Origin of the sequence: Polyangium sp. 6x1, assembly GCF_029946515.1 — a bacterium.
Classification (GTDB): Bacteria; Myxococcota_A; Polyangia; order Polyangiales; family Polyangiaceae; genus Polyangium.
Genome location: NZ_JARZHH010000043.1, coordinates 44349 through 66041 on the forward strand (window position 1 = coordinate 44349; position 21693 = coordinate 66041).

Sequence of the window (21693 nt, forward strand, 5' to 3'; positions counted from 1 at the left end):
CCCCCACGGGCCTTCCTCCCGCCTGGCGCGGGCCCGCGCGGACCCTGCTTCCTCCCGGACGAGCCTTTGCGTCGCGTCCCCGATGGGGTATCCATCACCTTCGCCGTATGCTTTCGCAGCGCGAGGGATCAATGCGCAGAGACATGCTCCACCGTGCCCTGTTCCTGGGCTTCGCCACCCTGCCCGTCGCCGTCGCGGCGACCCAGATCGCCGCCGGATGCGGCTCGAGCGAGCCCCCCGACGTCATCGGACAAACCACCGCGTCCACCACGACCGGCTCGGGCGGCTCGGGCGGAAGCGCGGGCAACGGCGGCGCGAGCTCGGCCTCCTCGGGCGCGGGCGGCGCGGGCACGGGCGGCGCCGGGAGCGGGGGCATGGGCAACGGCGGCGCCGGAAACGGCGGCGCGGGCGGCATGGGCGGCGCCGCAAGCTCCAGCAGCAGCGGGACGTTCGTCGACGACGCGGGCGCGAAAACGTGCCCGTCCATCGCGAACACGGCCGCGATGGTCGCCGTGCCGGGCTGGGACGGGAAGGCCTATTGCATCGACGCCACCGAGGTGACGAACGCACAGTACGCGGCCTGGCTCGAGAGCGGGCCGAGCGTCGCGAACCAGAGCGCGGTTTGCGCGTCGAACCTCTCGTTCACGCCGCCGGCCGGGACCCCGCCGAAGGACGATTACCCGGTCGGATCCGTCGACTGGTGTGACGCCTTCGCTTATTGCAAGGCCGTGGGCAAGCGGCTCTGCGGCCGCATCGGCGGAGGCCCGGCGCCTTATTACGCGCACGACGACGCCTCGCGGAACCAGTGGTTCAGCGCGTGCAGCCACGGCGGCACGCAAAGTTATCCTTATGGTCAGGCGTACGACGCGAATGCCTGCAACGTGAAGGACGCGGCCTACGGCGCGGTCCTGCCCGTGGGCACGCTCGCGAGCTGCAAGGGCGGGTTCGAGGGGCTCGTCGACATGAGCGGGAACGCGTGGGAATGGGAGGATTCGTGTATCCCCACGGATGGCGGCGCCGACCTCTGCCGTCGCCGCGGCGGCTCGTTCTCGAGCGCGGCCGACAACGTCGATTGTGATGTTTCCAGCACGCGGCCGCGGGACGCCGCCGAGGCGAACACGGGCTTCCGATGCTGCGCCGATTGATCCTCGCCGCCCCGGCCCTCGGGCTCGTCGCCGCGCTCGCGGGCTGCGAGGGCGGCACGGAATCGAACGGCGGGACGACCGGCACGTTCGTCGACGACGCGGGCGCATTGACGTGCCCGGAGGTCCCCGGGACCCCGCCCATGATCGCGCTCGGCGGCTGGGACGGCCGGGCGTATTGCATCGATACGATCGAGGTGACGAACGCGCAGTATGCCGCGTGGCTGGAGACGTCTCCGGAGACGAGCGGGCAGCGCCCCGATTGCGCCGGGAACACGTCGTTCATGCCCTCGTCGGGGCCGCCGCCGAAGAACGACTATCCCGTCGTGAACGTCGATTTCTGCGACGCGGTCGCCTTCTGCGCGGCTTTCGGCAAGCGCCTCTGCGGGCGCATCACCGGCGGGCCCACGCCTTATTTCGGGCACGACGATCCCGCGCAGAGCCAGTGGCACAGCGCCTGCACGCACGGCGGCGCGATGGCATTTCCTTACGGCGCGACGTACGATCCGAACGCGTGCAATGGCTCCGACGCGAAGTACGGAGCGCCGCTCACCGCATTCGCGCTCCCGGGCTGCGGCGGCGGTTCCCCCGGAATCGTCGACATGAGCGGCAACGTCTGGGAATGGGAAGACGCCTGCATTCCGGGCGACGCTGGCGTCCCCGAGTGCCGTCGCCGCGGCGGATCGTTCTCCAGCTCGGCGAAATACATGAGCTGCGACGCGAGGAGCGGGCGACCCATCGACGCCGCCGAGGACAACACGGGATTCCGATGCTGCGCGGACGGTGGCGCGTGATCCGGCTCGTCGTTCCGGTCTTGCTCGCCTGTGCGGCCGGTTGTGGCGGCGGCGGAGGCGCGAATCCGCAGGCACGACCGGCGATCACGCGGGCCCCCGAGCCGCGCGAAACGCGCCACGATCGGACGCACCTCGCCCCGAGCGACGCCGAGGACGACGAGACATCCGCCTGGCGCCCCGGTCGATTCATGACGCAGGCCGTCGGGCGCGTGACGGGCGCCGCGCAACGATTCGAGCAGCAATCGCGCTTCGGCTTCGACGAGGACGCCTCCTGCGTGCTCGGCGCGTTCCTCGAAAATGGGCGCGAGGTGTCGGTCACGCGCCCGCTCCGCGCCGGCGTGCGCTACGTGATCCTCGGCGGAGGCTCGGACGGCGTGGAGGATCTCGACCTCGCCGTCGAGAGCCCCGAAGGCAAGAGCGTCGCGGCCGATACGATGGACGACGCGCAGCCCGTCGTGGAGCTCACGCCGAAGGCGGACGGCAAATACCGCATTCGCCTGGGGAACGCGAAAAAAGGCGAAGGCGGCGGGTTTGGCGTCGTCGCCATCATGCGCGAGGGAGGCCTGTCGATCCCGGTGCGTCGCTTCGTCGAGTCGTTCGGCCGGACCCTTTCGAATGCGGCGCAGGCCTCGCACCTCGTCGCGCGGCGGATGAAGGGCTCGCAGGGCCTCGCGTTCCACGCCGACGGCGAATGGTCGTTCTTCGGGACGATCCTCGCCGAGGAGGAGAACATCCGGACGGGCGGGCTCGAGCTGGAGGCGCCGCTCAGCGTGATCCTCGCGGGCGCGGACGGTCAGGCCGATGACGTCAATCTGGAGGTCCTCGACGCGACGACGAACGCGATCGCCGGCAGCGACGAGGCCGACGACGCGGCGCCCGTCGTCGTGATCGAACCCACGAAAGGGCACACGTACAAGGTCTCGGTGTCGAACGTGAAGGGCCGCGGGACCTCGCTCGTGACGATGCTCGTCCTCGACCTCGACGTCCCGTGACGAGCGGCGCGGCTCGGGGTATAGGTTGCGCCGCCGTGGCGCCGGGAAGACGCCCCGCGCCCCCACGCGTCTGACGTGCCGCATGTCGCCTCTCTTCGTTTCCTCGATCCGCCGCGTCGCCCCCGCGCTCCTCGCCTCGGCCCTCGCCGCTTGCTCGTCCCCCGAGGCCAGCGAGAGCGACGGCGCTCGGGCTTCCTCGTCGCTCCCCTCCCCGGCCGCCTCGGCCAGCGCAGCGCCGCCCGTCAAGGAGCCCGAGGCGCCCGCCCCGAAGGTATTCGCGCCGCTCTCGGCGATGCCCGAGGAGGAGCTCTATCCGGACACGATCGAGGAGCAACGCGAGGCGCTCTTCCGGCGCATGGTGTCGATGCTCCACGTCACGGACGAGCAAATGGTCGCGGTGCGCGCCATCTTCCAGCGCTCGCCGGTGCTCGGCCAGGGCAACCCCAAGGTCACGAAATACCCGATGACCCGCAAGGAATGCCGCGAGGCGCGGAACGCGGGCGGAGGATTCGAGCAGGACGAACCCGCCTGCGGCGCGCCGTTCATGACGCCGATCTACGACGTGCTCGCGGGTGAAAAAGAGGCGGACGCGCGCGTCTGCATCGATCGGTACGAATTCCCCGGTATCCCGTGCGAGCACCCGGTCACGGGCCCGACCGCCAAGGAGGCGGCCGAGCTCTGCGCGGCGGTCGGCAAGCGGCTCTGCGACGCCCACGAATGGGAGGGCGCGTGCGCCGGCGCCGTCCACGCGCCGGAGCAGGAGTATTCGTTCGGCAAGGCCCGCAAGGAATCGAAGGACCTGCACAACCGAGATCGAGAGATCGTCTGGGCGTACGGCCGCGAGAAGGACCATTCGAAGTGCGCGACGAAGAGCCGCAAGACGAAGGGGTGCACGTCGAGCGGATGGAAGCGTTGCGGGACGAATTCGTTCCCGGCCGGAGCGTTCCCCGAGTGCAAAAGCCCGTTCGGCGTGTACGATCAGCATGGGAACGTGGCCGAGCACATGAACTTACCGCTCCGCCCCGAGGAGATGACGAGCCACGGGGGCACGGGACAGACCGAGATGAAAGGGAGCTGGTTCATCTTCTCGGAATTCGAGGCACACCCGGACGATTGCCGGTGGCGCGCGCCCGACTGGCATGGCACCCGCGTGACGGATCCCAACAGCCACGGCAATTACCACCTCGGTTTTCGTTGCTGCAAATCGATCGAGAAATGAAGTAGATGCCGTGCTAGACCCCACGGCATGCGCATCGTGATCACTGGTGCGAACCGAGGGATCGGCCTCGAGCTCGCCCGTAGGTATCTAGAGCGCGGCGACCATGTGGACGCCGGTGTCCGAAATCCCGCAGCCGCCAGCGAGCTCGCCGCGCTCGGCCAGGCCGCTTCCGGGAGGCTCCGCGTGCTCGCCTGCGACGTCGAGGACGATGCGAGCGTGCGCGCCTTCGCCGCCGCGCTGGGCGACGTGACCGTGGACGTACTCTTCAACAATGCGGGCGTCATGGGCAAATGGCTCTCGCTCGCGGACCTCGATTTCGAGGACGTGCTTCGGACGTTCAATACGAACACCGTGGGGACGCTGCGCGTCACGTCCGCGCTGCTCCCGCACCTCCGGCGGAGCACAACGCGCAAGATCGTGAACATGTCGAGCCGCATGGGCTCCATCGCCGACAATACGAGCGGCGGGGCCTATGCGTACCGTACGTCGAAGGCGGCGCTGAACATGGCGAGCAAGACGATGGCCGTGGACCTCCGCGACGAGCATTTCACGGTGATCGCCCTCCACCCCGACTGGGTGAAGACCGATATGGGCGGGCCCGAAGCGCCGATGACGGTCGAGGACGCGGTCGCCGGGATCCTCGCGCTCGTCGATCGTATCTCCCGCACCGAATCGGGCGGATTCTACCATTTCCGCGGCGACACGATCCCGTGGTGATCATTCTCCGGCCGCGCCGGTGAACAGATCGAAGAGCGTGACGTCCACGCTCGCCGCCAGGCCGAACTGCAAGGCGTGCGCGCCCGGCATGCTGAGCCCGGATTCCCACGCGCGGAGGCCGGGCCGGAAGACACCGTAAATGCCGATGTTGAAGGGGCTGTCGAACAGGCCCGCGCGCAGGTACACGCCGGGCGAAAGCAACGTGAGGATCTGCGCTCCGGGCAAACGGCCGCCCTGCTCGACGTCGTATTGCAGGTAGGCCGCCGGATCGATCAAAGAGACGAACGCGCCGAGGTTGTAATCGCCGCGCCCCGTCGCGAAATCGAGGCCGATCGGCATGGTCAGCGTCGGCGCGACGACGTGGGGCACGCGGCCGCGCTCGGTCACGTTTCCATAGGTGCCGAAGCGCACCTCGCCGCCGACGAACATGCCGGGGAACGCGCCGAGCGAAATCGTGGTGGCGCCAAGCGTGTTTTTCCGTCGCCAGCCGCCGATGGGCATGGCGGCCGCGTCGAGGGCCTCGGCGATGCGCGAGGGGTCCGCCTCGAAGGCGATGGTCGCAAAAAGGCCGCTGTGGCGCGCGAGGGCGTCGAGGGGGCGGCACGGCCCCTTCCCCGCGGCGCACAGCTTCTTGCACTCCTCGTCCGTGCACATGCGCTCGAGATCGGCGCGCGCCGCCGCGACGACCCGCGCGACGACCCGGCCCCAGTCCTCGGCGAGCGCCGCCTCGATGGTCTCGAGCGTCGCCGCGATGCGCGCGAGCTCGACCCGCGCCGCGGCGAAGCTCGGCGCGATTTCGCCGGGCGCGCACGTCACGGCCTTGCAGAGGCCCGGGAACGAGACGGCCTCGGAGAGCTCTTCGCCGGCCTCGACGAAGGCCATGGCGAGATCGAGCGACGCGCGCGCGAGGACCACGCCGGCGCGCTGGAGCGCGAACGAATTCGTTTGGCTCGCCAAACGCGAGGTGTCGCGGGCATAGGCTTCGAGGGCCCGCACGATCTCGCCGATCTTTTTTCCGTCGACGTCGACGCCGATCTGGAGGGCCGGCGGGCTCGCGAGCCTGGGATCGAGCGGCGCGCGGAGCGCCTCGGCGGCGGCGCGATAGGCCTCGAAGGCCGTGAGCACGGCGCTCCAGCGGGTCCCGATCTCGGCCGCGGGAGAGCGCACGAAGCTCGACCACCGCACGATCGTCGAGAGTCTTTCGAGGGGGGCCGAGGCGTCGAGCGCAGAGGCGAGCGCCGCGTCCACGTCGCCCGCGACGGCCGGATCCTTGTGGTGGCAGGCGTGCGGGCCGGACGCGCCTTCATTCGCGGAGAACGCAGGGCAATCGTTCCGGGAAAAACCTCGGCCGACGAGCGTGAAACAAGCGGGCGACGTCGTGAGCGCGGCGAGCAGGAGCGCCTCGGTCTCCTCGGCCCGGCCGGGACGGGTCTGGCGGACGAGCTCGCCATACTCCTGGAAGACGTGCGGGAGGGAAGCGGCGCACGCCGCGATTTCGAGGCGCTGGCTGAAGAGCCGCCGGGGCGCGCCGCGGAAGATGCGATATCCGTTCGCGCCGTCGAGCGCGTCGCCGAAATGGGAAAGGCTCAAGGCGGCATTCGCGCCGGTCGAGAGGTCGGAGACGAGCTTCGACGCGGCCCCGCGCAAGCGTGTTTCCGCGCCGCAAACGAGCCGACGCTGGGCGCGGGCCTGGCAGGTGACGCGATCGGGCGCGCTGGCATCGCAGATCGCCGGGGCAGACGGGTCGTCCGCGCACGTAAACAGGTTGCCGCCGAGGTTCACGTCCGCCCATAACGAGGCGCCGACGCCGAGGCCGAGGGCGACGCCGGGCCAGTTCTTCACGTCGGAGGCGACGGCGCCCCGGAGCGCGCCGAGCAGGCTCTCGCCGCCGCCATATTGCGCGAAATCGAGGCGCCGCGTGGAGAGCGCGCAGGTCGTGGGAAGCCAGAAGGAGCGGATCTCCCGGTACGAATCCCCCTGCGTGCCGGAGGGCGTCATCGCGGGGCCGCAGGCGTCTTCGTGCAATCGCTCGAGGAACCAGACGAGCGCCTCGCGCCGGGCCCGATCGCCGACGAAGCTCGCGAGCGCGCGGACGCCGACGTCGAGCGTGGCGGCCGTGAACGCGGCCACTTCGAGGCCGGTATGCTGCACGGTGAAGACACGCGCCGCCGCTGCGGGGACGTCGAGGAGAGGGAACTGGCGGGCGAGGAGCGGATCGGCCTCCCCGATCTCGGCGAGCGAAAGCACGCTGCGATCCGCGAGGACGATCCGGATCGGAGCGAATTTACGCGTCACGTACCGCGCGACGGCCTCGACGCTGCGTTGATCCGAGATGACGGCCGCATTCGCGAGCGCGGGCGCCGAAAACGCGCAAAGGTTCAGCGGCGACCGAGCCGTGTCCCCGCCGGCGCAAAGCTCGGCGCAGAGGTCGGCGCGCAGGCTCGTGAGGCTCCGCGCGGGCTCGTCGAGCCTCCCCGCGACGTCCCGCCGCGCGGCGTCTTCGATGGCCTTCCGCTCGCGTTTCGCCGCCTCCAGCGCGGCGTTCGTACGGACGTCGAACGGTTTTTCCAAGACCTCTTGTTCGAGCTTCTTTTGCCGCGCTTCGACGGCCTCGATTCCCTTTCGCTGGGCCACGAGGCGCGCGGCGGCCTTTTCGAGCGCGGCTTTCGGATCGTCGCCCGCCGGCGCCGCGCAGGTGGCCCGTAGAGCGCCCGCGAGCGACGTGAGGGCTTCCACGCGGCCGACGTGGACCTGAAGGGGATCCCCCGCGTCGCTCCGGGGCGCGGTCGCCCTCGCGGAGATCGTCACGGGCGGCGCGAGAGGCGCGGTGGGCGCGGGCTGTGTGCGCTGATCCGAGGGGACGAGGACGGGCGTGACCTGCCCGGCGCTCGCCTCCGCGAGCGGGACCAAGCCCGAAAGCGCGAGCCCGATTCCGACGATCGAATAGGTGGTCCTCGTCCTCATGGCGTCTCTTTGCAGGGAATCATGCGCAGCCCATCGCGGCTTCCATGCTGGCGAGCACCGACGGGGCGGCGAGGGTCTGGGCCCGGCCCCCACCGTTCGGCGCAGGTCCGAGGTAAATGCCGACGACCGCCGTGGGTGGCCCCTCGCCGACGAGGGCAACCACGGGCCCACCGCTCATGCCGATGCGGCCCTGGCGATCGAGCACGACCTTCCCCTCGCTCGGCCGCGCCCGCGCCGGCACGACGAGCGGCAGGCGCGGCGCCTCGTTGCCGAGCGGATACCCCCAGACCTGGCTCGCCACGGACGCGTCGAGCGTGGCCATGCGCAGCGCGCTCACGCACCGCGCGTTCACCCGGACGATGGCCACGTCGTCGGCCGCGCCGCCGCCCGAGGGATACGCGACGGCGACGGCCTCGAGCTCGACCCAGCGTCCGCCGGAGAGGACGCGGACCGCGACCTCCGCAGGCGCCGCGCCGTCCGCGAGCGCGACGACGTGTCGGGCCGTGACGATCGACGAGAGCCAGTCCGCGATGAAGAACCCCGTGCCCGACGCCGCCCAGGTCTTGCCGAAACGCGCGCGGATCCGGACGACGGGGCCGTCGAGGCAAGGCTCGGCCGGATCGGCGGTGGCCGCCTGGAGCGCCTGCGCGACGAGGTTCATGGGCCCTGCCTCCGAACGAGGGCGCCTTCGTGGTGGGGAGAGCGGGGCGAGGCGAGGGCCACGCCTCATCTTAACGCGCCTCGACGCGGAATGCGCGTCTGCTGCGAGGGGCGTCGGTGGTGGCCCGGCCTTCATCGCGGAGCCGGATACGCCACGAGGAGCTCGGGCGGGATCCGGCGCTCCTCGGCGATGGTGCCATAGGTCTCGGCCGTCTTGCGCGGGGTGCGGTTCTTCTGCGGATCGGCCGCGTCGACCGCATAGAGCCCGAAGCGCCGGCTCATGCCATGATTCCACTCGAAATCGTCGACGAGGCTCCGGAAGAAGTACCCACGCAGATCGATCCCGTCCTGCACCGCGCGGCTCGCCCAGGCGAGGTGACGGACGAGGAAGCTCGGGCCCGCGTCCTCGTCGTCGAGAGGGTGATCGAGCCCGTTGCCCGTGACGAAGAGGGGCAATCCATACATCCGGTCGGCGAGCTCCAGCATTTCGTGGAGGCCCCGCGGATCCTCCTCGCCGCGGAGCACCTCCAGCGGATCGAACGTGCCGAGCGGCGTGAGCTCCTGCAAAAAAGGTCCGCTCGTGCCTCGCACCGTGGCGCGCGTTTCATAATTGACGCCGAGCCAATCCATGCGGTCCTCCAGATCGGCGCGCCTCGCGCTCGTGCCCACGAGATCCTCGTCGAGCTCCCCCTTCGCGACCGCGTCGAGGTACGCCAGATTGTAAAGGTAAAACATGTTCTCGGCCGCCTGCACGTCGAGCGGGCTCGCCGGATCGGCCGGGGACACGGGGATCATTGCATACACGAGTCCGATATCGGAGGTTTTCCCGTCGCCGTCGGCGTCGGCCGCGTCGTTCTCCTTCACCGCGTCGTACATGCGCGCGTGCGCCTCGACGAGCGTGACGAACACGTCTTTGGCGGCGCTCGACGGGTACGCGACCGCCGGCGGATGGCTGCGCTCGGCGCTCGGGGCGATGTAGCCCGAGAGGAGGATCGCGAATGGATCGTCCAGCGTCGCCCAGCGATCGACGTCCGCGCCGAACTCCCGCGCGACGAACCCCGCGTATTTCGCGATCTCCGCGACCGTTCGCTCCGGATCGAGCCACCCCCGCGGCGAACACGCGGCGAGGTTCAGGTGGCACCCGACGGCGTCGTGAATCCACGCGGGGAGCGTGCCTTGATGCAACGTGACGATGGGCGACATCCCGCGGAGCCGGAGCCCATTCAGCATCGCATGGTAATGCGCGAGGGCCTCCTCGTTCGCGACGGACCGCAATGCCTCGTACCCGGTGATACCTTCGGTCGACTTCGGGAAGATGCGGCTCCACTCGATGCTGAAGCGAAATGCGCCATTGTGGAGATCGCCCCACGCGCGGTCGAGATCCTGCTCGTGGAGCGCCCAGAAGCCAGGGCCGACGACGGCCGGGTCTTGCCCGGACAGGTATGCCAAGGGAGAGCTCGTCGTTGCGGGGGAGGTGGCGAACGCATACCAATCGGATCCGTTATCGACGCAACCATCGAGGTCGGGCGCCGGGCAGCCCATGTCGGCCTGGAATCCGCCGATCGCGGTCCCGAAGAGAAACCCCTCGGGAAACGAGAGATCCTCGGCCACCTCGGGGATCTCGGTCACCGGAGGGTCCTCCCCGCACGCGGCCAGCAAAAGCGTCATCGGTATGGCGAGGCGGAAATCGGTTCTCATGAAGGGCAAACCTAACATGGAACGGAAAAACCGGTTCGTGAGGGAATTCGGAAAAACGGCGCATGATCCAGCCGCGACGAACCCTCACACAATGGAACGTCCGCCGTCCACGGCGAGCACCTGTCCCGTCACGAAGTGGTTTTTCGCAAAAAACAGCACCGCGCGCGCGACGTCCCCGGGATCGCCGATCCGCCCGAGCGGGATCTTCCGGCGGAGCTTCTCGCGCCGCTCGGCGTCGACGTCGACCGGGGGAAGGACCGTGCCCGGCGAAACCACGTTCACGCGCACGTCGGGCGCGAGCGCGAGGGAGAGGCCCTGCATGGCCGAGACGAGCGCGGCCTTCGAGATCGAATACGGGATGTAATGCTTGAAGGGCCTTTCCGCGCTGACGCACCCGATCGCCACGACCGATCCACGCGCGGCCCGGAGCTCGGGCGCGAGCGCGAGCGTGAGCAGATAAGGCGCGGTCGCGTTCAAGGCCATCGCCCGATCCCAGGCGCCCGCGTCGAGCTCGTCGGGAGATACACGCTCGAAATTGGCGGCGTTGTGCACGAGGAGGTCGAGCTTGCCCGCGCCGAACCTGCGCGCCCGCGCGGCGAGCGCGCTCACGGCCGTCCGATCCGAGAGATCGGCGCGGTAGAGCTCGACCCGCGCGCCCCGCGAAAGGAAGTGCTCCCGCGCCTCGCGCGCGCTCTCCTCGCTCGCCGCATAATGAATGAGGACTTCGTATCCGTCGTCGACGAGCGCCTCCACGATCGTCCGCCCCACACGCACCGCGCCGCCCGTGACGAGCGCGGTACGTCCGCTCTCCAGATCGCTCATGCCGAAGATCCTACCGCGGCCGCAGGCGTGTCGCGCCCCCTGAATCACACGCGGTCGGAAAGAGACACCACGTTCGTCGAAGTGCGCGCTCGATTCGCTTGACGAGCGCCCCGCCCACCTGTCGAATACCGGCCGACCCCGGAAGAGGAGAATCGACATGGCGACCGGTGAGCTCGAAATCCAGACGCTCCACGCAGGCAACGGCCCAGAGGCCAAGGTCGGAAACAAGGTCAGCGTGCACTACGTGGGTACGCTCACGGATGGCAAGAAGTTCGACAGCTCCCGCGACCGAGGCAAGCCGTTCGAGTTCAAGCTCGGCGGCGGGCAGGTGATCAAGGGCTGGGACCAGGGCGTGGCCGGGATGAAGGTCGGCGAGACCCGGAAGCTGACGATCCCGGGGCACCTGGCCTACGGCGAACGCGGGTTCCCGGGGCTCATCCCGCCGAACGCGACGCTCGTCTTCGAGGTCGAGCTGCTCGGCGTGTCCTGACGCCGAAACCGCTCACTGCTGAAGGCCGAGCCGGCCGTGATCGACGCGTAGATTCGAAAGGGTCCGCGCGACCGCGTCCGCGAGAGGCCGACCCCGGGGGATGATCTCGCCTTCCACGCCCCCCGGACGATCAAACGACCACACGAGCACCGATCCAGCCGCATCCCAGGGCACGAACCGCGTGCGTCCCCGGAGCGGCATGCTGCCCACGATCTCGCGACGCCCGACGTCGAGCGCCGCCACACGATCGGCCGAGAGCAGGAGCATGGAGCGGCCGTCGGGCGCGACGGAGACGTCCTCCCAGACCGTGGCGCCAGAGGCTTCGAGCAGGCGCTCGGGGCCACGCGCGTGGAGGACGACGACGCCCGTGTCGTCGGCATAGACGAGCTCGCCCGGGCGAGGTCCGTCGCCGAGGGCCGTCGCGCGCGGGCTCGCGTACCCGAGGACGCGAACCTCCGATGTCGCGTCGTCGATCCGCGCGAGCGCGCCAGAGCTCACCGCGATCCACAAGCCCGCGCCGATCCCGCCACGCGCCGCGCTCGGGCGCACGTCGTACACGTAGCCGTCCGCGGAGCCGATCACGCGGGGCGGCGCAGAGGGCGAGGTGCCGTCGAGGGGCGTCGCCACGAGCGCGCCGTCGAGCCGCTGCGTGAAGAGCGTGCGGCAGGCCTCGTCGACGGCGAGGACGAGCCCCGACTCGCGAACGACGTCTCCGATGGTGGCGCCGCTGCGGGCGTCGAACACGTGCCACGCGTCGCCCTCGGGCGCCCACGCGGCGACGCGGCCGTCCTGGCAACGGCGGAGCAGGTTGCCCTTGCGGCCGAGCTCGCGCTTGCCGTCGGCGATGCGGTAGAAGCGAACCTCGTCGTCGACCTGGAACGCGGCGACGTCGTTGCTCTCGCGGACCACGGCGCGCACCGAGCTGGTCGACGAGGGCACGGGGGCGTCGTCCGCGCGCACGCGCACGAGCGCGTCGATCGCGCCGGTCGCGCCGGAGAGGAGGACGAGGTCGCCCGTGACGACGTGGCCGTTCTCCAGGCGATGGCCGCCGAGGAGATCCCGCGGGCCGATGGGGACACGCGCGAACGCAGGGACCTCCTCGGGCGAGGAGATGGGCTCCGGGCGCCTGGGGCGCGGCGCAGGCGAGCAAGGGGCGCCCTTGGGCAGCGCGTCGCTGGGCGCTCGGCCGCCGCGGCGGAGGTAGTGGAACTGGCCGACGATCGCCTTGTCGGGGCCGGTGGGGTCCGTGCCGCAGACCGCGAGGTCGAGGCCCCCTTCGTCCCAGCGGAGGAACGAGGGCGCCTCCACGCTGGGGCCGCGGAAGAGGGGCACGTCGGGCCGCGCCGGATCGAGGATCTCGAAGGCGCCATGCTCGGCGAGGGCGAGCAAAGGCTCTCGCGGGCCGAAGCGAGCGAGCACAGCCGCGCTCGTCGGCTTGATCTCGGTGATGCTGCCGTCGGCCGGCCGCCAGACGACGAGCTTCGATCCGGACGCGGCCGCGACGAGGGAGCCGTCCGGCGAGACGTCGAGCACGATGCCCTGAAAGGGGTGCGTGTCGACCTCGGCCGCGCGGCGGAGATCCCAGCGGAGCAGGCCGTTCTCCGAGGCACACGCGAGCACGGGCGCCGCGTCCGCGACCTCGAGCGCGCCCGTGCAGCGGCGCGGCGCGATGGCCGCGAGCATGACCTCGCCGTCGGGACGAAGGCGGAAGACGCGCACCTCGCCGGCGACCGAGCGCGTCGCGAGCGCGGTGTCGAAGGGGAGCGGGACGCGCTCGACGAACGGCGCGTCATGCGGGCGCACGACGAGCGTGCGCGGATGCAGCTCCGAGGCCTCGGGCGGGCTCCGGACGTCGCTCGGTACGGCGTTGTAGAAGGGGTCGTACCGGAGATCGACGATGACGAGGCGCGTGGAGCCCTGCGTCGCGACGAGCCACCGATCGTCCCAGGGAAACGAGGGGCTCGTCGAGGGTTCGAGCGTGAGGAACTGGGCGCGCGGCAAGCCCGTACCCGCGCGGAGCAGATCGAGCGGGAGCGCCGGATCCTCCGCGCCGAACTCGATGGCCTCGGCGATCCAGGCCGCGCGATGGTACGGGTCGTCGACGCGGCGTGATCGGAAGAGGACCTCGGCGATGTAGGCGCGCTCCTCGGCCTCGACGCGCGCCCGCTCGGCGTGTGCTTGCTGCTCGTCCATCGCGCGCTTCAGCACGGCGGCGCCGAGGACGATGGCGAGCAAGAGGGCGATCGAAGCGCCCCTCAGGATCTTGCGCCGCCGCGCGAGGCGCCGGCTCCTCTCGACGAGCTGGCGTTCGAGCGTGGTGAGCGAGCCACGCGTCCAGGTGGGCCTGCGCTCGACTTCCTCGAAGAGCCAGCCCGTGAGCAGGAAGTCCGGGTGGTAAGCTGCCCGATCCCAGGCGATCGCCGCGTCGCGGAGCCGCTCGAGCAAGACGAGCCGCTCGGCCTCGCGGCTGCGGACCAGCTCGATCCGCGGGACCATGGCGATCGAGGGGTGCGAGAGCTCGACGCGGCCGTCGCGCCGCCGGAGGAGGCCCTCGCGTTCGAGGCGCACGAGCACGCCCCGCGCGAGCGTCGTGTCCTCGCCGAGGACCGAGACGAGCTCGTCCTCGTCCCAGCGCACGGGCTTGTGATCGGTCGTCGAGAGCCTGAGCACCGCCTCGATCGCGACCTCGCGCTGCGTGTCGTCGATCGAGGCGAGGAGCTTCTCGGTGTGCTTGGCGAGCGCGCCGACGAGCCCGCCGAGCGCGCGCCAGCTCTCCGCGGAGAGCCCGAGGCCCGCGCGCGCTCCTGCCTGCGGCGCGCGTTTGTCCCAGAACGCGGCGAGCGCGAGCGAGACGAGCGGCAGCCGATCGTCCGCGCCGCGGAGCTCGCGCTGCACGTCGGCGACGATCGCGTCCGCGCCGACGACGCGCACGCCCGAGAGCCGCGCCGGCCCCGTCACGATGTCGTGCACGGCCGCGGCCGGCGGCGGCCCGACGAAGCGGAGCGCGGCGCGCAGGTACGCAAACGGCGCCGCGGGATCCACGAGGCCCGCGACGTGTTTTTCGCCGAGCGTCGCGAGCACGCGCAGGCCCTGTCGCTCGCCACCCTCCGCGAGATCCGCGAGGAGCCGCGCGAGCCGCGTGTTCGTCCCTTCCGGCGCGGCGAGCGCATCTTCGAGCGGATCGACGAGCAGCACGAGCCCGACGGGCGAGCGTGCCGCGTGACCCGTGATCTCCGCCGACGACGCGCCCACGAGCGCCGGGTCGACAGCGCCGAGCGCCGCGTCGAGGGCGCGATCGGGCTCCTCGCCGGGACGAACGGCCACGGCGATCCAGTCGTCCTTGCCGTCCACCGCGGCGCGCGCGAGGTGCGGGACGAGGCCGGCCCACGCGAGCGAAGATTTTCCCGCGCCGCGCGGCCCGTACAGCACCACGACGGGCTCGAACGCGAGCTCGCGGCCGAGGCGCGCGACGTCGTCGTCGCGCCCGAAGAGCTGCCCCTCGGCCTCCTTCGACAGCGGCGAGAGGCCGGCGTACGGCGGATCCATCACGCCATACGGGCGCTCCCACACCTCGTCGAAGAGCGCCGCGAGCTTGCCCGGGCTGACCCCTCGTTGCTGCGGATCCACCGACAGCAGGCGCACGAGCAGCGCCACGAGCCCCCGCGGAAGTCCGGCCGGATCGGCCGAGAGATCCCGCAGGCGGCCGCGGAGCGTCGCATCGCGCAGATCGGACCACCACGCGCTCATCGCGCCGGCATCCGAGGGCTCCCTGGGCTCGTCCGCGACGTCCTCGTACGGCATGCGCCCCGTCGCGAGCTTCACGAGGGTCGCCGCCAGAGCATAGGCGTCGGCCGCGGGCGTGGGCTCGGCGAGCTCGAGGATCTCGGGCGCCATGTACCCCGGCGTGCCCACGACGGCGCGCCCCGAGCTCTGCGCGCGCGTCGGGTGCGACGAGCGCTCGTCCTGCGCCGCGACGAACGCCGCCGTCTCGAGCCCCCCGGCGTCGCCGCCCTCGAAGCTCGGCGGCGTGATCTCGGGCGCCTTCGATCCGGCGCGCCGCGAGATGCCGAAGTCGAGCACCTTGAGCGCGCCGTCGTTCGAGACGAACAGGTTCGCCGGCTTGAGATCCAGGTGCACGACGCCGCGCGCGTGGATCACGTCGAGCGCCGCGGCCGTCGCGCGCGCCCAGCCGAGCGCGCGCCGCCACGGCACGCGCTTTCGGTCGCGCAGCGCGTCCGCGAGGTTTTTCCCTTCGAGCAGCTCCATCGCGACGAACGGGATCACCTCGGGCGCGCGGAGCACGCCGGCGGCGTAGATCGTCACGAGGGAGGGGTGCCGGAACGAGGCGAGCAGCTTCGCCTCCTCGGCCCAGTGCGCGGCGTCGTAGGCCGTCCGCTGAAGGAGCTTCAGCGCGACCGTGCGCAGCGGCACGCCGTCCGGCAGGAGCTCTTCGGCGCGCCAGACGTCGCCGAACCCGCCACGACCGAGCCGCTCGAGCAGCAAGAACCGACCGTCGAGCAGCTCCCCCGGCGCGTAGTCCCGCGGCGCTTTGGCGCTCATGCGCCGACGAGGCTACCACGACCCCGCGGCGAGGCGTGGCGCGGCGCGGCTACGAGGCGGCCTTCCCCCGCGCGAATTGCTCGGCGTGGGCCATGGCGACCTCGGCCTCCTCGAAGAGCTCGTCCGGCGGCTGCACCTCCTTGCCGTCTCGCTCCGCCTCCCAGCGGAAGCCACGCCGCTCTCCCGGGGCCTCGGGCTTCCACGTGAGCTTGAGCTTGTAGCCGTTCAGCTCGGCCACGTACGTCCCGTCGTGCTCCAGCTGCCAGATCGAAACCGTCGCGTGAAGATGCATCTCTCCCTCGTCCGCGTCCCGCGCTTGTACCTCAAGAAGCTCGCTCCATCACGAGCCGCAAGAGGGGCGGGAGCCTTCGCACGTCGCCCGGCACCTTGATGGAGGGGCCGCCGACCACCGAGCTCATGACGCACATGCCGGCGCGCGGCAGATGCTCCATCCAGTACACGTCGAACTTGTCCTCGTGCGCGACGCGCCGCAAGAAAGGTTCGAGCGGCAGCACGAGCCCCTCGCGCCACCGCGCCAGGTACGTCACGTTCGCGAGCCGCATCGGGCTGTTCAGCCCGAGCCGCCGCCGCGTGCCCGTGTTGAACGGGCCCGTGTGGTCGATGAACTCGACGGTCTGCAGATCCCCGTAGAGATCCGGCTCCGTCTTCTCGACCGTGACGAGCGTCCACGCGCAGAGCGGCCGTAGCGCCCGGAGGAGCGTGCGCGTCATCTGCTCGAACTCGGGCAGATCGGCCGCCGCGCGGGCCTCGTTGTAGTGACCGTGCGCGAAGCTGTTGCGCTCGACCTGCATCAGGTTCGAGAGCGTCTCGAACGTCTGGTTCTGCGAGAGCCGGACGCCGAGCACGTCACGCACGAGCGCGCCGATCGGATCGTCGCGCCCTTCAAAACCCTTCGCCGCGGCCCGCGCGATCTCTCGCCAGGTCCCGAGCGCGAAGCCGTCGCGACCGCCGTGCCGCTTGTAGAGCTCGACCATCGCGTCGAACCCCGGCGCGACCTCGCTTCCCTCGGCCGGCCGCCGCGCGAAGTACGCCGAGAGCAGCACGGTCGCGATGAACCGCCACGTGCCCTCGAGCACGTCGAAGAGCATCTTCACGCGCTCGATCGCGCTCGACGCGGCGATCGCCGCGTGCACGCGCCCCGAGATCGGATACGGCAGCCCGCCGCTGAGCGCCGAGAGCACCCCGTGCGGATCGGCGCACTCGCGCGCGAGCTCCTGCGCCCGCGTCTGCACGTCGCCGTGCAAGACCTCCCACGAGAGCGTGCGCGGCAGCTCCACCTTGCCGTCGAGGATCGGCGGCCGCGCGTGCCAGTCGCACTGCACCGCACTACCGAGCGCCACCGCATCGACCTTGCGCGTCACGCACGCCGCCACCACGCCCGGCGCCATCGGCGCGACGAACGCCGCTTGCCCCGCGTGCGTCGCCGCCACGGCCGCGAGCTCCTTCTCCAGCGCCGCGATCACGTGCGGGCCCACCGCTTCGAGCGCCTTCTGCTCCTCGATCGCGAAGAGCAGCGTCGTCCGCTTCGCGTCGATCGACGCGCCGAGGACCTCTTGCACGCTCGACACGCGCGCGCCCGGCACGCTCGAACGCAGCGCGGCGACCGTTTGCCCCGACGACTCCGAGAACGCGGTCATCGCGTGCAACGCGAGCTCGAGCTCGCGCCCCGCGTCGCTCCCATCACCGGAAAGCGTCCAGTATCCGCAGGCGAACGATCGCCCCTCCGCCGCCGTGCGCGCCGACGCAACCGCCGCGCGCCCCTTCTCCGCGATCTCTGCGGCCTCGCCGGTCACGAGCGCCACGGCCGATTCCTCGACGAGCCCCACCGCGACGCTCGGCGAGCCTCGATGCATCGCCACCGCCGCGATCGCGCCCGGCGGATACTCCGCGCCGCCCGCGCGCGTGGCCGACGGCTGCGCCTTCACGAGCAGGAGCGCGCCGCTGCGCTTGCGCTGCAGGAACGAAGCGATCTCCTGCTCGAGCCCCGCGCGCCCGAGCAAACCCGTCGTCGCGTCCACGGTCCCCGCGGGCACCGTCGGCGTCACGTAGCGCCGATCCACCATCGTCGCGCGCATGCCTCCGACCTGCACGAACGTCCCGTGCACGAGCGCCGCCTCCTCGCCTCGCGCGAGGGAGTGCGCGCCGACCTGCACGGGCACGCTGCACTCGGTGCGACGCCGGAGCCACCAGCGCACGCCGTCGTGCCGCAGCGTCGCGGCGAGGCGCGAGGCCACGTCGGGATACACGAGCTCGTTGCGCTCGTCGCCCACACGCTCGACGCGCCCGAGCCGCAGCACGCCCACCGGCGAAAGCCGCAGCTCGAACAGGCCGCCGTCCCGCGTCTCCACGCGCAGCCGATCGGGCGCGTTCACCTCACCGCGCCAGAGCGAGAACGCAGGCGACGCGCTCAGCCACAACGTCGCGCCTCCCACGGTGTACGTGCGGAGCTCCGCGCCGGGCGCCTCCGCGCCGCTGTCGCTCTTCTCGCGTGGCGCCTCGGCGTCCCCCGGCGCGGTTGGTCCTGGCCGGACGTTCATCGGCGTATCGGCGTCCAGGGTCGGCAGCGACGCGCGCGGCGGCGCCGCCTCGACGCGCATCGAGCCTGGGATTTGCGAGCGCTCGACGTCCGGCACGGCTTCGAGCAAGGCCGTGAGAAACGCCTCGGCCGTAGGAAACCTCTCGCCGCGATCGCGCGTCATCGCGCGCCGCACCACGCTCCGCAGCGCCTCGGGCAGCCCTGGCACGAGCGTCCCGAGCTCGGGCGGATCTCGATGGCAGATGGCGATGACGAGCCGCGCGAACGTCGTCTCCGAGAACGGCGGCGCGCCGGCGAGCGCCTCGTACAGGATCGCGCCCATCGACCAGATGTCCGTGCGCGGATCGATGTCGTCCTGCGCCTCGATCTGCTCGGGCGACATGTAGAACGGCGTCCCCACCGGCGTCCCCACGCGCGTCAGCGGATCCTGCGCGGACAGGTTCGACGCCGCCACGAGCTCCGCCTCGCTGCCGAGCACTTTCGAGAGACCGAAGTCGACGATCTTGACGTGCGTCTTTCCGTCATCGGCATCGACGAGGAAGACGTTCTGCGGCTTCAGGTCGCGGTGCACCACGCCTGCCGCGTGCGCGCGCCGGAGCCCGCGCAGCGCCTGGGCCGCGATCGCCACCGCTTGCGCCACGCTCATCCGACCGAGTCGTCGCAAGCGCGTCGCGAGATCCTCGCCTTGCAGGAGCTCCATCACGAGGAACGGCTCTCCTGCCTCCGTCTCTCCCGTGTCGAAGATCTGCACGATGTGCGCGCTCTCGACCGCCGACACCGCGCGCGCCTCCCGGTGGAAGCGCGCCCGCACCGATGCATCCGCGCCTGCCGGCGTGCGGAGGAACTTGAGGGCGACGCGCTTGCCGATCGCGACGTTCTGCGCCTCGTAGACGCTCCCCATCCCGCCGCGCCCGATCAGGCGCAGGACCCTGTACTTCCCGGCGGCAAGCGTGCCGATTCGAGGGTCCGTCCCGCTGCTCTCCGCGCCCGTCACACGTAGGCCCGTCCCTGCGCGGCTCCGTGCCGCCACTCTGTATCGGGCCACCATCGCCCTTCGAGGTCAACGATCATTCTCAGCCCCCCGTGATCCGGGACACGGAGGGGCCTCCGGAACCGCAACACGTATCGGTTCTGGTCCTCCCCCCCACGACACGAACCGCAACGCGTATCGGTTCTGGTCCTCCCCCCCACGACACGAACCGCAACGCGTATCGGTTCTGGTCCTCCCCCCACGACACGAACCGCAACGCGTATCGGTTCTGGTCCTCCCCCCCACGACACGAACCGCAACGCGTATCGGTTCTGGTCCTCCCCCCCACGACACGAACCACAACGCGTATCGGTTTTGGTCCTCCCCCCCACGACACAAACCGTAACGCGGTGGACCAGCACAAGTGGATGGGAGTTCCGGTATGCTCGTCGAAGGCGGTGGGATGGGAACGCGCCCTCCGCGACGTTGTCAGGAGCCGTATGGGAGACACGCACAAGGATTTGGTCTTCTCGATCCCCCTGCCCGGAGGCCGTGTCGCGCGGGTGCCGATCGACGTGCTCGAGCAATACGTCGACCCGGCCGCGCGGCTCGCGCACGGCGCCGAGCCCGAAGAAGAAGACGTGACCGCGCACTCGATGTCGGTCGATCCCACGACCGGCGCCAGCGTCTGGCACACCGACTGGGAGCTCGGGCAATGCGATTACACGGACGAGAACGGCTTTCCGCAGTCCGCCTACGCCTGGCACCGCCACCCGCTCGGCAACGAGTACACCGAAATCTACCAGAAGTGAGCTCGACCCCTCGCCCCCCCGAGCCCCGTCGCCGAGGGCGCCTGCTCCGCGCGGCGCTCGGCGCTTCCTTCCTCCTCCCCCTCGCGTTTTCTGCCTGCCTCGAGCCGGGGTATCCGCTGGCCCCGAGCGGGCAGGTCGACATCCGCGTCCACGTCGCGGGCTCGCTCTTCGCAGCGGACACGCTCGACGAAGCCGGCAAGCCCGTCCTGCCGCGGCAACAACCCTTCTCGACCGGCGTCACCTTGTTCCTCGCGGAGGGCGGCGCGCCGGCGTACGGCGGGTTCGTCACGGTACGCGTCGACCCGCCCGAGGCCCTCGTCCTCGAGCCTTTTCCGCAAGAGTCCGACCCCTCCTGCCACGAGGTCGACGGCGCGTTCCGATGCACCGCGTCGAGCGAAGGCTACGCGCGGTTCGTCGTCTCCTCCCAGAGCGACTGGTCCGGCAGCGCGTCGATCCTCGTGAGCTGGGCCGAGCAACTGAAGGAAGAGGCCATCGAGATCCGGCCGGCCGGCCTGCCCGACTCCGCCACGAACTTCACGATGCTCGTCGCCGGCCTCGACGAGTCGCTCGACGGCGCCCGCGTCCTGCCGACCTTCCTCGCGCTCAAGTGCACCGTGGGCCCGCTGCCCGATGATCTGGGCTCCAAGTGGCGGCCCGGCGCCATCCGCTCGCGCGAGGCGTTCGTCCGCGCCACGCCGCCCTCGAACGCGCCCGGCGTCGTCGAGAACGCGCCCGTCATCGTCGAGTCCCTCTTCAGCGAGGCCGCCCTCTCCACCACGGAAGACTGCGCCGAGCGCAAGACGCGCCTCCGTGTCCTGCTCGGCGCGACCGGCGAGAGCGAGCGCTTCTTCCTGTGCTTCAGCGACATCGGCGGCGAGGCCGACTTCGCGGTCACCTCGGGCCAGAAGCAGATCGATCCCGGCCCGAAGGTCCTCGTCGATCCGGAGCCGCGCCTGCTCCGCGTCCGCGCGCTGCAGAGCGTCGTCAGCATGGGCGACGAGGTCGATCTCTTCGAGGTCAGCGCCTTCGACGTGAACCGCGTCCGGATCGTCATGCCCGTCGATCTCCGCGTCGACGACGATCAGGTCCTCGGCATCGATCAGGCCAGCGTGACGCTCGACAAGGAGCCGAACCCCGCGACCGTCATCCCTGCCACGCCGAAATCCCCCGGCCCGGTTCGCCTCCACGTCACGCCGCGGCTCCTCTCGAGCCCGGATTGCGCCTCCGATCCGATCAGCGTCGTCGAAGCGCCCTGACCTTCGCACCGCCTTCCTCTCGAGCCGAGCGATGAACCCC

15 protein-coding genes are annotated in these 21693 nt (G+C 71.0%); 8 read left to right on the top strand and 7 right to left on the bottom strand.

Annotated elements, in window-relative coordinates; genetic code table 11:
- The first annotated feature begins 143 nt into the window (after positions 1-143).
- The 5 genes from QHF85_RS32165 to QHF85_RS32185 all read left to right on the top strand — a co-directional run bounded on the left by QHF85_RS32165 (position 144) and on the right by QHF85_RS32185 (position 4864).
- Positions 144-1145 (top strand): SUMF1/EgtB/PvdO family nonheme iron enzyme, encoded by a 1002-nt coding sequence (locus QHF85_RS32165; protein ID WP_281331209.1) that lies wholly within the window; start codon positions 144-146, stop codon positions 1143-1145.
- Positions 1130-1936 carry an SUMF1/EgtB/PvdO family nonheme iron enzyme gene (locus QHF85_RS32170; protein ID WP_281331210.1) on the top strand — a complete coding sequence of 269 codons (807 nt, stop codon included), beginning with the start codon at positions 1130-1132 and terminating at the stop codon, positions 1934-1936. The genes QHF85_RS32165 and QHF85_RS32170 overlap by 16 nt, the downstream gene beginning before the upstream one ends.
- Positions 1912-2928: a hypothetical protein gene (locus QHF85_RS32175; RefSeq protein ID WP_281331211.1), complete on the top strand. Its 1017-nt coding sequence runs from the start codon at positions 1912-1914 to the stop codon at positions 2926-2928. The genes QHF85_RS32170 and QHF85_RS32175 overlap by 25 nt, the downstream gene beginning before the upstream one ends.
- Before the next feature lie 82 nt (positions 2929-3010).
- Complete coding sequence (locus tag QHF85_RS32180; protein WP_281331212.1) at positions 3011-4147, top strand: SUMF1/EgtB/PvdO family nonheme iron enzyme; 1137 nt, start codon at positions 3011-3013, stop codon at positions 4145-4147.
- Between the two features lie 27 nt (positions 4148-4174).
- Entirely contained in the window at positions 4175-4864 is a 690-nt protein-coding gene (locus QHF85_RS32185) for an SDR family oxidoreductase (protein ID WP_281331213.1), read from the top strand.
- On the opposite strand, the gene QHF85_RS32190 is transcribed toward QHF85_RS32185, so the two are convergent.
- From QHF85_RS32190 to QHF85_RS32205, 4 genes are all read right to left on the bottom strand, one after another.
- Positions 4865-7828 carry a hypothetical protein gene (locus QHF85_RS32190; protein ID WP_281331214.1) on the bottom strand — a complete coding sequence of 988 codons (2964 nt, stop codon included), beginning with the start codon at positions 7826-7828 and terminating at the stop codon, positions 4865-4867.
- Positions 7829-7847: 19 nt separating this feature from the next.
- Positions 7848-8489: a serine protease gene (locus QHF85_RS32195; protein ID WP_281331215.1), complete on the bottom strand. Its 642-nt coding sequence runs from the start codon at positions 8487-8489 to the stop codon at positions 7848-7850.
- Between the two features lie 131 nt (positions 8490-8620).
- The gene (locus QHF85_RS32200) at positions 8621-10186 is read right to left on the bottom strand and encodes a family 1 glycosylhydrolase (protein WP_281331216.1); all 1566 of its coding nucleotides are present in this window, start codon (positions 10184-10186) and stop codon (positions 8621-8623) included.
- An 84-nt stretch (positions 10187-10270) separates the two neighbouring features.
- The gene (locus QHF85_RS32205) at positions 10271-11008 is read right to left on the bottom strand and encodes an SDR family oxidoreductase (protein ID WP_281331217.1); all 738 of its coding nucleotides are present in this window, start codon (positions 11006-11008) and stop codon (positions 10271-10273) included.
- A gap of 157 nt (positions 11009-11165) precedes the next feature.
- Between QHF85_RS32205 and QHF85_RS32210 the strand changes: the two genes are divergently transcribed.
- The gene (locus QHF85_RS32210) at positions 11166-11498 is read left to right on the top strand and encodes an FKBP-type peptidyl-prolyl cis-trans isomerase (protein WP_281331218.1); all 333 of its coding nucleotides are present in this window, start codon (positions 11166-11168) and stop codon (positions 11496-11498) included.
- A 12-nt stretch (positions 11499-11510) separates the two neighbouring features.
- Here the strand turns inward: QHF85_RS32210 and QHF85_RS32215 are convergent, their stop codons facing one another.
- From QHF85_RS32215 to QHF85_RS32225, 3 genes are read right to left on the bottom strand one after another with little or no spacing between them, the layout of a single operon-like run.
- A complete protein-coding gene (locus tag QHF85_RS32215) occupies positions 11511-16058 on the bottom strand; it encodes a serine/threonine-protein kinase (RefSeq protein WP_281331219.1) in 4548 nt (1515 codons plus the stop codon).
- Positions 16059-16107: 49 nt separating this feature from the next.
- A complete protein-coding gene (locus QHF85_RS32220) occupies positions 16108-16350 on the bottom strand; it encodes a hypothetical protein (protein WP_136927810.1) in 243 nt (80 codons plus the stop codon).
- A 31-nt stretch (positions 16351-16381) separates the two neighbouring features.
- Positions 16382-19609: a serine/threonine-protein kinase gene (locus tag QHF85_RS32225; protein ID WP_281331220.1), complete on the bottom strand. Its 3228-nt coding sequence runs from the start codon at positions 19607-19609 to the stop codon at positions 16382-16384.
- A gap of 476 nt (positions 19610-20085) precedes the next feature.
- Here QHF85_RS32225 and QHF85_RS32230 point away from each other — a divergent pair, with 476 nt between their 5' ends.
- Positions 20086-20397, top strand: a complete 312-nt coding sequence (locus QHF85_RS32230; protein WP_281331221.1) for a hypothetical protein — start codon at positions 20086-20088, stop codon at positions 20395-20397.
- On the top strand, positions 20394-21653 hold the full coding sequence (locus tag QHF85_RS32235) for a hypothetical protein (protein ID WP_281331222.1): 1260 nt from the start codon (positions 20394-20396) through the stop codon (positions 21651-21653). Before QHF85_RS32230 ends, QHF85_RS32235 begins: the two co-directional genes overlap by 4 nt.
- Positions 21654-21693 lie beyond the last annotated feature (40 nt).